Annotated in this window: 9 protein-coding genes and 1 riboswitch; of the genes, 4 read left to right on the top strand and 5 right to left on the bottom strand. The window is 37.3% G+C overall.

All coding sequences use genetic code 11. From position 1 onward, the window contains the following. The first annotated feature begins 41 nt into the window (after positions 1–41). Positions 42–5,258: a S8 family serine peptidase gene (locus ACSKT4_RS00670; protein ID WP_465822637.1), complete on the top strand. Its 5,217-nt coding sequence runs from the start codon at positions 42–44 to the stop codon at positions 5,256–5,258. A gap of 168 nt (positions 5,259–5,426) precedes the next feature. Then, positions 5,427–6,467 (top strand): FUSC family protein, encoded by a 1,041-nt coding sequence (locus ACSKT4_RS00675; RefSeq protein ID WP_186870092.1) that lies wholly within the window; start codon positions 5,427–5,429, stop codon positions 6,465–6,467. A gap of 255 nt (positions 6,468–6,722) precedes the next feature. Here the strand turns inward: ACSKT4_RS00675 and ACSKT4_RS00680 are convergent, their stop codons facing one another. Genes ACSKT4_RS00680 through ACSKT4_RS00695 form a run of 4 tightly spaced genes read right to left on the bottom strand, consistent with a single transcriptional unit; the run spans position 6,723 to position 10,266 of the window. Then, a complete protein-coding gene (locus ACSKT4_RS00680; protein ID WP_465822638.1) occupies positions 6,723–7,508 on the bottom strand; it encodes an energy-coupling factor transporter transmembrane component T family protein in 786 nt (261 codons plus the stop codon). Next, positions 7,492–9,087: an ABC transporter ATP-binding protein gene (locus ACSKT4_RS00685; RefSeq protein ID WP_465822639.1), complete on the bottom strand. Its 1,596-nt coding sequence runs from the start codon at positions 9,085–9,087 to the stop codon at positions 7,492–7,494. Before ACSKT4_RS00685 ends, ACSKT4_RS00680 begins: the two co-directional genes overlap by 17 nt. Beyond that, positions 9,059–9,664 carry an ECF transporter S component gene (locus ACSKT4_RS00690; RefSeq protein ID WP_186870095.1) on the bottom strand — a complete coding sequence of 202 codons (606 nt, stop codon included), beginning with the start codon at positions 9,662–9,664 and terminating at the stop codon, positions 9,059–9,061. Before ACSKT4_RS00690 ends, ACSKT4_RS00685 begins: the two co-directional genes overlap by 29 nt. Before the next feature lie 11 nt (positions 9,665–9,675). Beyond that, a complete protein-coding gene (locus ACSKT4_RS00695) occupies positions 9,676–10,266 on the bottom strand; it encodes a Ykof family thiamine-binding protein (protein WP_246521435.1) in 591 nt (196 codons plus the stop codon). Between the two features lie 99 nt (positions 10,267–10,365). Continuing rightward, a riboswitch (TPP riboswitch) is annotated at positions 10,366–10,468 on the bottom strand. Between the two features lie 432 nt (positions 10,469–10,900). Here ACSKT4_RS00695 and ACSKT4_RS00700 point away from each other — a divergent pair. Continuing rightward, the gene (locus tag ACSKT4_RS00700; protein WP_186870097.1) at positions 10,901–12,142 is read left to right on the top strand and encodes an EAL and HDOD domain-containing protein; all 1,242 of its coding nucleotides are present in this window, start codon (positions 10,901–10,903) and stop codon (positions 12,140–12,142) included. 63 nt (positions 12,143–12,205) lie between these two features. Here the strand turns inward: ACSKT4_RS00700 and ACSKT4_RS00705 are convergent, their stop codons facing one another. Continuing rightward, the gene (locus ACSKT4_RS00705) at positions 12,206–12,370 is read right to left on the bottom strand and encodes a hypothetical protein (RefSeq protein ID WP_186870098.1); all 165 of its coding nucleotides are present in this window, start codon (positions 12,368–12,370) and stop codon (positions 12,206–12,208) included. Between the two features lie 137 nt (positions 12,371–12,507). On the opposite strand from ACSKT4_RS00705, the gene ACSKT4_RS00710 reads away from it, so the two are divergent. Next, complete coding sequence (locus ACSKT4_RS00710; protein WP_465822641.1) at positions 12,508–13,755, top strand: nickel pincer cofactor-dependent isomerase, group 22; 1,248 nt, start codon at positions 12,508–12,510, stop codon at positions 13,753–13,755. Positions 13,756–13,799: the final 44 nt, after the last annotated feature.

Below are 13,799 nucleotides of genomic sequence, written 5' to 3' on the forward strand. Positions count from 1 at the left end.
GTTTTTTGTTTTAAAAATAGTATTTGGGGGAGGAATATTCTTTGAAAAGAAGAAAGCAGGCGAGAAGATTTAGTATTATTGCTACGGTCTTGTTGATTTTCTCATTATTTACTCCAGCTTTTTCAAGTGCTGAAGCTAGTAAGAATAAAGATACTTCACCACACACTTCCTTAGTTAATAAGGAGGAAGTAGCAGAGGCTAAAATTAACAGTAATTTAGCGAAATCGTTCGAAAAAGATGAGAAAGTTACATTTTTAATTAAATTTAAGGAGAAAGCTGACCCGATGAAGGTAGCCAAAGATGCTCGTACAAAAGCACAAAGCGCTAAAATGTCAGCTTTTAATCAAGAATTAGTGCAACGCTCTGCTGTTATTTCTGAACTTAAAGCAACAGCAATTTCTTCACAACAAAATGTAGTGAGTTATCTAGAAACAGAGGCACAAAAGGGACACGCGGAAGATATCGAAGCATTCTATATCGTTAATGCGGTAGCGGTAACGGCTACAAAAGAAGTTGCGGAAAAAATTGCTAATTTTCCAGAGGTTGAAAAAATACTACCAAATGAAAAACGTCAGTTGATAGAGACTGAATTAGCTGTTGATGATATTCCAAAAGCGAATCCGCAAAACATTGAGTGGAATGTGGATCGTGTAAATGCTCCAGCAGTTTGGGGCCTAGGTATTGATGGGACTGGAACAGTAGTTGCAAACATTGATACAGGTGTTGATTGGCAACATCCAGCACTAAAGGAGAAATATCGTGGATATAATCCTGCAACAGGTGAAGTTGACCATACCTATAGTTTCTTTGACCCTGTAAATGGTCAAACAGTTCCGTATGATAATGATGGTCATGGAACACATACAATGGGTACCATGGTAGGAAGCGAACCAAATGGTGTAAACCAAGTCGGAGTAGCACCTGGTGCAAAATGGATTGCTGTACAAGCTTTCACGGATGATGGTGCATATGACAGAGATTTAATTGCAGCTGGCCAATGGATTATGGAGCCTGGTGGAGATGCTTCTAAAGCTCCAGATGTTGTTAACAATTCTTGGGGTGGTGGCGCTGGTATTGATGAATTTTACCAGGATATTGTCATTGCATGGCGTGCAGCGGAAATATTCCCAGCATTTGCTGCAGGAAATACAACGCTCTTTAACCCAGGCGGTCCTGGTTCTGTAGCGACTCCTGCAAACTACCCAGAATCGTTTGCTGTTGGTGCTACAGATAGTAATGATATGCTAGCTAACTTTTCACTAAGAGGACCATCGCCATATGGAGAAATTAAGCCAGAAGTTTCTGCACCTGGCGTTGCGGTTCGTTCCTCTGTACCAGGCGGAGGGTATAGTAGCTATAATGGTACGTCTATGGCAACGCCAGCCGTTGCCGGGGTAGTCGCGTTATTGCGGTCTGCGGATTCTAGTATTTCAGTTGATTATATGGAGCAATTATTAATGGACACAGCTGTTGCTAGAACAGATAGCCAGTATCCAGAAAGTCCAAACCATGGCTATGGACATGGAATAGTAGACGCGTTTGCTGCAGTATCCACCATCGCTGAAGGGCTTGGTTCTATAGAGGGGCAAGTGACAATGGATGGTGAAGATACGGAAGCACCAGAATTTGAGCATACTGTTCCTTCAGAAACCTATGCTGGTCTAGATTTAGAACTATCGATACAGGTTAGCGATAACGTAAGCATCACATCTGTTCAGCTACAAGCGGGAGATGAACTATTTGATGCCGAACGTGTATCTGGAAATTATAAAGCTGGTGAATACGTCGTTACGGTTCCAGGTGATATGCTTGAAGTAGGTACATTCAAATATAACTGGATAATTAATGACTTTGGTAATAATGAAGTAGTTACAGATGAGTATAGTGTTGAAGTGAAACCCGGTATTACAAATGGATACTATGAAGACTTTGAAGAAAATCCTTTAGGTTGGCAGAAGTTAGGTTCCAATAATACATGGGAGTGGGGAGCACCAACTTCTGGGCCAGAAGAAGCATTTGTCGGAGAGAATGTATACGCAACTAATGTCGCTGGCCCATACGTGAACAACATGGATGCACACCTAGTCATGCCTCCAATCGATGTACCGGAAGGAGACTCATTCCTACAATTTAAGAGCTGGCATGAATTTGAAATTAGCTCCTCAGGTACAGCATATGACTATGGAAACCTAGTCATTTCCACAGATTTAGAAAATTGGACTACCTTAGAACAATTTGTAGGGTCATCAGATGGTTGGAGTAATATTGAAGCTGATTTAAGGGACTACCAAGGACAACGCGTTTACATTGGTTTCTACACGTATTCTGATGGCAGTGTTACGAGAGATGGTTGGTATATAGATGAAGTTGCATTAACAGATGAATCTCAATATAACAATGATACCATACCTCCAACATTTGAACATACACCACCTGATATTGCATATAGTGGAATGGCATTAAATCTAGATGTGCTTGTACGAGACAATATGCTTGTTGGTGGAGCAACTTTACATTATCAAGATGAAAATGGTGATTGGCAAGCGCTAGAGGCTGAATTAGAATCTGGAAACAACTTAGAAGCTACTTTCTCTGTAGTTGTTCCGGCAAATCAAGTTACTGGGGATTCTTTCACTTATAAGTGGGAGGTTTCTGATTATGCTGGTAATACGGTAGAAAGTGATGAATACGTCATTTCGCTTACGGATGGAATAACAGTAGGATACTTTGAAGACTTTGAAAATAACCCACAAGGTTGGACGCTCATTGGAAGTAATAATGTTTGGGAACTTGGAGAACCAACTTCTGGGCCAAATGAAGCTGTTTCTGGTGAGAATGTGTATGCGACAAATCTTGGCGGACAGTATCCATCAAGAATGGACGGAACACTTATTATGCCAGGAGTACAAGTTCCGGATGAAGGTGCTTATCTTCAGTTTAAGAGCTGGCATGAATTCGAACAATCTTCTACAGGAAGAGCTTGGGATTACGGTGAAGTAGTTGTATCAACAAATATGATTAATTGGACAACATTAGCAGAATTCCATGGTAGTGCAACGGAATGGCAAGATGCTGAAGTCGACCTATCCGAATATGCAGGCCAAACTATCTATGTTGGGTTTTATGCTTATTCAGACGCTAGTGTTGAAAGATTAGGTTGGTATATTGATGATGTTGCAATAGCTGACTCTTCCTTAAACCTAGAGAATAATCCTGCTAGTAAGAAATTCACAAAGCAAGATGAAGCAGCTGAAAAAGAAAAGGAAGCGAAGTTAGAGAAAGAATTATCAAAGAAAACAAATGCTAAATCAGCTAAAGCTGATGTAAAATCATCCGTTGAAACTAGCGATAATCAAACTAGTGGTTTACCACTTGAAGCTATCGTATCTGTGCTTGAAAATGGTCGCTCTGTATCTACCAATCCACAAGATGGAACATACAAAATGACACTACCTTCTGGAGCGTATACATTGGTAGCAGAAACGTATGGATTCCGAGCAGAAGAACAAAGTGTGACAGTTACAGAAAGTGAAACAGCTACAGCAAACTTTGTACTGGAGGAATTACCAAAAGCAACTGTTTCAGGGACTGTTACAAGTGAACAATCGGGTAATCCAATAGTAGATGCAACACTTCTTTTAGTAGAAGATGCTAATGTAGAACCGGTTAAAACAGATGAAAATGGAAACTTCTCTATTACAGCTTATGAAGGAACTTACACATTAAAGGTTATTGCTCAAGACTATAAAGGGCAAGAAATGGAAGTAACATTTGACGAAAATAAAACATTAGACATTGCACTCGAACCATTCTTTACTGTCCCAGGTGGAGAAATTGGTTATGATGATGGAACTGCAGAAAATGCACGTGTATTTTATGATGCTGGTAATGGTTGGGCAGTGAAAATGTCTCTACCTGAAGGGCAAGAACAAGCAATCGTTACAGATGGGGTATTCCAATTCCATGGAACAGATTGGCCAAGCCCTGGAGGAACTGGTTTTGCAGTAGAGGTATGGAGTGCTGGTGCTGATGGACTCCCAGCTGAAAAATTAGTAGGGCCAATTGAAGCAGAAGCAATCCGTGACCTAAACGAGTGGACTGTAGTTGACTTAAGAGAACATAATATCCAAGTAGATGGTGACTTCTATATGGTTTATATTCAGACTTCACCAAATCCTAATGCACCTGGATTAGCGACGGATGAGAATGGTCCAAATGCTGGAAGAAGTTATCAATATGTAGGAGGATCATGGTCGTTGTCACCAGCTGATGAAGGAAATTATATGATTCGTGCTCGTGTCGCATATGGAGTAGAAAAACCAGAAATCACTTCTCCAGCAGACGGTACATTCACTAATGAGGCTACTGTAACTGTAGAAGGTACAGCATCACCTACTACAACAGTAAGTTTATTGAATAATGATACAGAATTAGGCACAGCAGAAATTGGTGAAGATGGATCATTCAGCTTCGACATTGAATTAGAAGAAGGTCAAAATAATCTTCAAGCCGTAACCTATGTCAATGGCGAACAAGCGACAGCTTCTGAAGTTGTTACCGTAACATTAGATACGATCGCACCTGAGTTGAATGTTTTAAATGTAGAAGATGGACAAAAGACAAATCGTGAGACATTAACTGTACAGGGAATGGTTCATGATGATAATCTTTCTACGGTAACAGTCAATGGACAAGCTGCTTCTGTGGAAGATGGAGAATTCTCAAAACGAATCATGCTTGATGAAGGCGAAAATACGATAGAAGTAGTTGCAACCGATGAAGCTGGCAATACAACTACTCAAACCTTTACAGTTTATGCGAAATTTACAGCGCCAGAGATTACAAATTTAACACCTACTGAAGATCAACATTTACATGTTGGCCAAAGTGTTCAGATTGAGTTTGATAGTGAGCCTGGATTAAAAGCATCCTTTGTCGTTCAAATGCCGCTTACAAATTTAAATGGGGTGACATCTTATAATCCTATTGAACTCCCATTAGTAGAAACTACTCCTGGACATTATGTAGGTTATTGGACAGTACCAAGTAATGTACTTGCTGAAGGTGCTGTGATCGAGGTTAAGGTAAGGGATAGCTATGGTAACGAGACTCGTGAATTAGCAGATGGAAGACTGTTTATAACAGAACAAGGTGACGGGGATAATAGCCAAGGGAATAAAGGTACTGATAAAGAGAAAGGTAACAATGGAAAAGGTAAAGATAAGAAGGATACAAATAAAGGAAAAGGAAATAATTAATTTCCTGAAGCCTTAAGAAAGAAGGTGTAGTGGTATAGAAGCCTCTACACCTTTTTTCATGTTATGTAAGTATTATTGTCGAATGAACACTAAAAATAGTAATTGAATTTTGTAGGAGGAGTATCTATAATAGGTCTATCTTTATAAAAAGTACTTGAGGTGCAAAACATGGAATTTAATATTGGCCCACGTATGGTGAAAACGGGTCTAGCAGTAGCATTAACATTACTTGTTACAGAATTATTAAACTTAGAACTACAAATCGTAGCGGGTATTGCTGCAGTATTAGCGATGCAGCCATCCATTATGAGGTCGTATACGTATATAAAAGAAGTTATTATTTCGAACAGTGTTGGGATTGTCTTTGCGTTAGGTGGGTATTTTTTATTAGGTAACCATCCACTATCCGTTGGGGCAATTGTTATTATTTCTATTGCTATTAATATAAAGCTCGGGCTGAATAAAACTGTAAGCTTGACCGTCTTAACGATTATTACGATGATGCTAGGTGGAGATAACGGAATTAGTTATATGTATATTATCGAACGTCTTTCTTTAGTAGCTATTGGCGTTGTATCTGCATTTATCATTAACGCACTAATCATGCCGCCAAATCATAAAAAGATATTGTTTTCGTTAATTAAAAAGGCAAGTGAACAAACCAACTTTTTATTACGGGTCATATCGAATAAGACGATGAGTGTACCACAAATGAGAGCGGAGGATAAAGAGGCGGAAAAATTAATTCATGATGCTAAAAATTATTATGAGATAATATCGGATGAAAGAAATCGACTTTTTATTAGGAAGCGGCTAAGCTTTTTCCGTAGCATTATTATCTATAAACATATGATTCAAGTACTAAGTAAGAAACATACGCTTATTCGGGAATTAGAGAAGAATATTCATGATATAGAAATGATGTCTAGTAATAAATCGTTCTTAATTAAAAAGCTAGTTCAAGAGATTAATTCTTATTGTGAAAATATATTGCTTTTGTATGAGGATAAGATCATTTTAGATAAGGATTTACAAAAAGAGACGAAAGCAGCAATGCAGGTAACCATCAATAATTTGATTGAGGAATTACAAGGAGCAGAATTTACAAAGTGGGCAAAGGTTTTTCCAATTGCTAATAGCATTATAGAGCTGTTTTTTGAATTGAATAAACTTGAGCGTTTTGTTAGATTGAAAGAAAATAAAAAATAAAACGGGGAATAAGTTTGGGACAAAATTATTTATTATAATAGAAAAACCGAATGATGAGCTAATAATCCCTTCCGGAAATATATTTCGATGTGCATTCCTGGGGCTCTGGGAAGGTCCTATCCTCACGCCCTCGTCTACACGTATTTCTGGAGGTAGTATCGCACATCATTCGGAACTACATTTAATTTTTTCGTTATATTCTAGAATCTTATTATAGTTATTTGTCAATAACACGTAAAAGCCTACATGAAAGCATCATGGTTTGATTTTATACCCCATTATATTGAAGTATCCTAGATAGTAAGAGAGTACCATTATCCCTAATAATACGCCTACCATCATCAAAAGAAATAACCAATCCCTCTTTTTAACTTTTAATTCTCGATAGTAGGTTCGGTCGGGGTCTCCAGTAAATCCTTTGGACTCCATAGCAATAGCTACTCGTTCAGCTCTACGAATCCCATTTGCTAGTAAGGGAATGATATAGCGACGGAACTGATGTAATCTTTCCTTTATGCCTGTTGCCCTTCCCACTCCACGAATCCGATGTGCTTTTCTAATCGTATCGAATTCTTGTTTAAATGTAGGTAAGAAACGATACCCCGCTAGAATGCCATAGGTGATTCTAGGGGGTAATTTACACTGTTGCATCAAGCTCAACATGAACTTGGTAGAATCTGTCGTAAGCGCAAATAATAGGGATAGTGAAACAAAGCAAAGTGAACGTAATGCTAGACTTATCGCGGTGAGGACACTACCGACTTGAATTTCAAACATAAAAATATGAAATAAAACATCACCACCAGAGAAACGTCCACTTGTATATAGCATCGTCATCCAGGCAAGCCCCAAAACAAGGAAAAGAAAGGGAGCAAACATTTTTATCCACTTCTTGAAGGATATCGTCGTGAGTAAGAATGTGATGCTAATAATAAACACAAAGTAGAGAAGTGGAGTCATAACATCATACATTAAACCGAGTAGTACGCCAGGAATTAATATAGCAATCGCTTTGATAGCCGGATTAATAGACGAAATCATGTTGCTCACCAACTCTATATTGTTTTTCCATGCGATATGGTAACCGCAGTTTTGCTTTCGAAATAATATCCTGTTGCATCCATAGTTCATCTGGTGTACCAGAGAAACAAAGTCTCTGCTGATCCAATACGATTATCCTATCGGCGAAATCAGCAAGATCCATATCATGTGTAATCATGACTACACTCGTTCCGCTTTCTAAAAGCTGTAAGAGAATTGCTAACATTTCTCGTGTGTTATGAGCATCTTGGCCAAAAGTTGGTTCATCCAATAGAAGTAAGGAAGGTTCTTCATCTAGCATCGTTGCTACACTTAGTCTTCTTTTTTGTCCACCACTTAACGAAAAAGGATTAGCATGTTGTAGATGAGTCAAATTAAACTGTTCATGAAGCTTTAATACACGATGGTTTATTAATTCATCCGCTATACCATTTAGTCGCATACTGAATGATATTTCATCATATACCGTGTCAGTTATAAATTGATGCTCTGGATTTTGGAAAACAAACCCCATTTTACTTCTTAGTTCATTCTCTTTCCATGCTCTTAATGGTTTATCAAAAAATGTCACTTCTCCAGAATCAGGAACTAATAGACCGGACATCAACTGGAGTAGGGTAGACTTGCCTGCTCCATTTTGGCCAACAATCGCAACCATTTCACCTTGAAATAATTCAAGATTAATATCTTGTAAGACATCTTTTCCCTTGTAACTAAAACATACATGTTCAAGAGAATAGATTATGCGTTGTTTCTGTTCGACTAATCGTTTGTCAAATGGATAAGGTGCTTGGTATTTTTTCGGTAGAAATATACCTTCTTGCTCCATTACCATATCCTGAAAAATTTCATCTGGCTGACCATTTGCCATCAAGGTACCATTTTTTCCTAAGACTAATAAGCGGTTTATAATAGGAAGCCAATCATCCGATTGATGATCAATGATAAAGAAAGCGGTATTCGTTTCCTGCTTTATTTGATGTACTAGATTTATAAACTCTAAACTAGAAATGGGATCTAGATTTGCAGTTGGTTCATCTAAAATGATTAGCTTTGGTTCTAGTAAAAGAACTGCAGCTAATGCGATTTTTTGTTTTTCTCCACCAGAGAGTTCTTGAAGTTCTCTTTTCATGTAGCTTTCCATCTTCATTAGTTGAAGAATTTTTTTAATTCGATCAGGCATTTCCTTTGAAGGTACTTTCCTATTTTCTAACGTAAATGCTAATTCGTCTTCAACAGTTAGCATGCAAAACTGACTTTCTGGGTCTTGGAATACAATCCCAATATTCTGGGATAATTCTCCCTTGGCATAATTGGTTATATGATTTCCTTCAAAATAAATATCACCAGAAGAAATTCCTTCAACTGCCTCTGGATATATCCCATTTAAGCATAATGCTAGGCTACTTTTTCCAGAACCACTAGTCCCCATTAATAATGCAATCTGATTAGAATAGATAGAAAATGTTAAATTGTTTAAGACTGGAGATTCATTATTTTCGTACCAAAGACTAAAGTTATTTACTTGTATTAACGGTTGAATTGTTTCGTTATATGGCTTGTGATTCACGTTTTTCACGTAATTCCTTTCCTAATGCGTAGCCTCTTAATACACCAGTTTTAGCAAGTTGATCTCCAATCCATTTGCCAAGTATTCCAGCCAGAATGGCACCACTAATGATTCGAATGATCAAAGAAGCGATAATAATCCAACTTTCTAATGCTATAATCCCTGATGCATATAAGTGATAGCCAAAGCTTACACAAGCCGCAGTTACTCCTGATAGCATAAGTACTGGTAACGTATATTTACGCCAACCTGTTAAAGCAAATGCTAACTCTGCACCTAAGCCTTGGATAAAGCCGGACAGAATAAGTGTAGGGCCAGCGGTAGTTCCCATTAATACTTCTACAACAGCTGCAATGACCTCGGCTGTTAGTGCAACACCAGGCTTTCGAATAATATAGGCAGCTATTATAGATACAATAAACCAAATACCAAAAATAAATTCATATCCTAAAGGACCTAATCCCAAGGGGGTAAGTAAGGTAGTTATTCCTTGACCTACAAAAAAGAACAAGAGATAGATGATCCCAAATACAACCCCTAAAATTGACATTAAAATAATTTCTTTTAAATTCCATTTTTTAGACATGACAATACTCCTTATTTATTGGATGGACTGTTTGCTGTAATGGTGAACGTCATAGTTACATGAGATACCTCTTCTTGAGCTTGTTGAAAAGCATCCTGCATCGTATGGAAAATAGCATGTACATCTCCATCCAGACGTGTTGCGTAATGGCTTCCGCTTACTGTAACGCCACGTGACTTCGATAAATCAATTTGTTGATAAATCGTATCCATATAGTCCTCTCTACCCAATGGGTATAAGGCAAATTTACAGCCGGCTTGTTGCGTTATTGAAGCACTAAGTTCTTTGTTTAATGGTTCTTCTGTTTCATCCATGTAGACATCTGCATCAGTATCTCCAGGACAGCCGATTGAAAAAGTTCCACTCATTGCTACATGTTCCCCTGTTTTTGCTGCGTGTAAGAAGATAGCTTTTGTTACATCGAAAATATGGACAATCCTTCCACGAACACAAGTACTAACATCATCTGTATCCTTCCATACCTTTGATGTATCAACCTCTTCTAAAGCTGTAAGTATAATTTCTACAAACTGATTGCTCATGGGGAAAAGCGTAAACTGACAACCCGCAATCCTACTTGTGCCACAAACGTTTTTCATCATAAATTCCTCCTCATAATTTTTTGCAACAAAAAAACTGCATCCCGTGGGAATGCAGTTTGGTTATGTATATCAGTTCAAAAAGTGTCAAAAAAGAACAACATAGGGCCAACCGCACTTCCCCACGCTAGTATTATCTAGATCGGGTTATAAGGGTCAGACAATGTCTTCTCAGCCACTTAAAGTAGCTCCCCTAGTGCAAACGATAATATGCAGTTATGTTACAAAAACACTATAAACAATTATGAAGCGATTGTAAAGAGGGACCTTTAGCCTAAAAAGTGATTACCATTTATTAGATAGTAGAGATCGAATGCTGTAAAAAGTATTTTTAATACTGAATTCCACGATAACCGAGTTAGTTAAGCTTGATATTATGAAAAATTTGTAATTAATTTACAAAAATGTATAATTGAGGATGTGGTTGTTGAGGAGATTTCTTTAAAAAGGGATGAAAGGAGAAAAGAATACCTATTCAATTGATGATATGGTGCTTACCGTTTACTAATTTCAAGTAACGCATAAGTATTTGAAAAGAGTAAACTTGATAATGTAAGTGAAATATTCTTAAATTTTGACTATTTTTGACAGCGGTATGGTATTATTCAACTAGGATTTCGATTTATGAGGTGGGAATATGGAAGTATATGTAGGTCGGCAACCAATTTTAAATAAAGAGCTAGAAGTGTTTGCATACGAATTATTATATAGAGATAACCGACATAAGAATGTATATTTGGCGGGGAATGATGATCATGCCACCTCTGAGGTGATTAATAGTTTTTTACAGTTTGGTATTAATGACCTATCAGAAGGAAAACCGTGTTTCATTAATTTTACTGAGACATTATTAGAAAATACTGTTCCTACATTTTTACAGCCTGAACTCATGGTAATAGAAGTATTAGAGTCGGTTAGGCCGACAGATCAAATTATAGAAAACTGTCAAAGTTTAAAAAAACTAGGGTACAGAATAGCACTGGATGACTTTGAATGTAGGGAAGAAGATGAGAATTTCTATAAGCTTATTCATTTAGCAGATATTATAAAAATTGACATTCAAAAAACAAGTAGATCGGAACAGCTAAGAATCATGAATCGTCTTCAGGATACATCTATTGTCTTTCTAGCTGAAAAGGTAGAGACACGAGAGGAATACAAACAGTGCGTAAAGGATGGTTATACATATTTTCAAGGGTACTTCTTCAGTAAACCTGTCATCTTGTCGACGAAAGACCTACCTGTGCTGAACCATAACCTATTCATTCTTATCTCGGAGCTTTCTAAGGGAGAACCAGATATTGATAAAATTACACAATATATTGAGTCGGATGTCTCTTTGTCCTATAAACTACTGCGATTACTTAATTCTCCAGCCATCGGACTCGTGTACGAGATAAAATCTATTAAACAATCAATCGTTTTACTGGGCCTAATAGAGCTTCGAAAATGGATCTATGTCATATCATTTCGGGAGCGATACGATAAATCAGATCGGTTAACAGAAGAAGTCATAAAACTTAGCTTAACAAGAGCAAAGGCGAGTGAATTAATAGCACTTCATCTAGGTAACCGTAAAGATAGCTCGAGATTATTTTTAACGGGTCTTTTTTCACTAGTAGATACGATTTATAAGCAACCTTTAATTCATATCTTAAAGAATCTTCCACTCGAACAGGATATTAAAGATACATTATTAGGGAAAGAAACCTCTTTAACTTCTATAATAAACTTAGTTAGTGCTGCGGAAAAAGAAGAGTGGTCCAAAATGGATGCATTAGCAGTAAAATTAGGGATTAATGCTAAGACCTTCAATAATCTATATAAACAATCGGTTAAATGGGCAAGGGACGTTATGCTTGGAAAGGAATTAGTATGATTATAGGTTCAAAATTAAGAAGAACTTTGTCATAACAAAGACAATAGTTCTTCTTATCATTTTTTATTTCTCTTGATGATGTTTCCAATATGTGTCCTCTTTACTTACAGGACATTGTGGGAATGTTTCGTCTTTACTCAATTTTGCCATTGCCCCTGACTGACACATATATGATCCTGATAACGGTACACCCTGACCTGTTCGATATTCACGTAAATCTTTATCCAAGATACACACCTCCATCTATAACATACCCCAAATTCATGCCTCTTACCCAAAGTGTGGTTACTTTGGAGCATTTTGATGAATATACAGAATATATCATGTATACTGATAATTAAGCCTGTCGATTAGGAGATGGTACTATGATTTTATATGAAATTGTACAGTCATTTAAATCTTCTAAGTTAAAAAACTTGAAACATATGATATGGAATGAGATGAAACAAAATAGTAGTATAAATGATTTACCTCCTGGAGCAGAGGTAGCTATTACAGCTGGAAGTCGTGGTATAGATAATATAGTCAATATATTAAAAGAAATTGTTTTGTATTTACAAAGCAAGAAGCTGCGACCTTTTATTGTTCCTTCCATGGGAAGCCATGGCGGGGCAACAGCAGAAGGACAGGTTCGGGTATTAGAACATCTTGGGATTACTGAAGAATCAGTTGGAGCGCCAATTCGATCGTCTATGGAAGTTGTTAAAGTTGGAGAAATACATGATGATTTCCCAATCTATATGGACAAGCTAGCCTATCAGGCAGATGCGATTATAGTGATTAATCGAATTAAGCCTCATACAGCTTTTAGTGGCAAGATAGAAAGCGGTTTAAGTAAGATGGTGTTGGTTGGCTTAGGGAAGCAAAAAGGTGCAAGCTTCTTTCATAGTCAGGGAGCAGATAGGATGGAATATAATCTTGTCGAAGGCTCGAAAGTGGCACTAGAAAATTCTCCTATTCGTATGGGGCTTGCTATCGTAGAAGACAGTTATGACCAGACCGCAATTATCCAGGGGGTCTCGGTAGATAATTGGCATGAAGAAGAGGCTATACTATTGAAGAAAGCAAAAGAACTAATGCCTTCCTTACCCATTAAGGATATTGATTTATTAATCGTCGAAGAGATGGGAAAAAACTATAGTGGTACAGGGATGGATCCGAATATAATCGGAAGACTACGGATTGATGGAATAGAAGAACCAATAGAGCCAAGAATTAAAAGGATAGTTGTACTAGATTTATCAAGTGCTTCAGATGGAAATGCACAAGGGGTAGGTCTTGCCGATTTTACTACAGAGAGATTGTTTCATAAGGTTGATAGAGAAGCAACATATATGAACTGTATTACTAGTACTTTTTTAAGAAGAGCTATGTTTCCGTTTATCTATCCTACTGAACAAGATGCGATTGAGCAAGCATTACATAGTTTAGGGCCTAATTTTAAACGAGATAATGCTTCCATTATCCAAATTGCTAACACATTACATCTAAATCGTTTAATCGTTTCGGAAACGGCATTAAAACGTATTCCTCCCCATGTTTCATACACCGTGATAAGAGAAATGAATTGGTCATTTGAAAGAGGAGAACTTTCCTATAAATTATCTAATTAATGCAAAAGACAACCTCATTTTTTTCTTTTTATGTCAAAGCTTAC

This window comes from Ornithinibacillus liuyingii (genome assembly GCF_055550225.1).

Bases quoted from the DNA above. Each gene is read 5' to 3' on its own strand.
- ACSKT4_RS00710 (WP_465822641.1), top strand. From the start codon at position 12,508: ATGATTTTATATGAAATTGTACAGTCATTTAAATCTTCTAAGTTAAAA.
- ACSKT4_RS00695 (WP_246521435.1), bottom strand. From the start codon at position 10,266: ATGATGAAAAACGTTTGTGGCACAAGTAGGATTGCGGGTTGTCAGTTT.
- ACSKT4_RS00700 (WP_186870097.1), top strand. From the start codon at position 10,901: ATGGAAGTATATGTAGGTCGGCAACCAATTTTAAATAAAGAGCTAGAA.
- ACSKT4_RS00690 (WP_186870095.1), bottom strand. From the start codon at position 9,664: ATGTCTAAAAAATGGAATTTAAAAGAAATTATTTTAATGTCAATTTTA.
- ACSKT4_RS00680 (WP_465822638.1), bottom strand. From the start codon at position 7,508: ATGATTTCGTCTATTAATCCGGCTATCAAAGCGATTGCTATATTAATT.
- ACSKT4_RS00675 (WP_186870092.1), top strand. From the start codon at position 5,427: ATGGAATTTAATATTGGCCCACGTATGGTGAAAACGGGTCTAGCAGTA.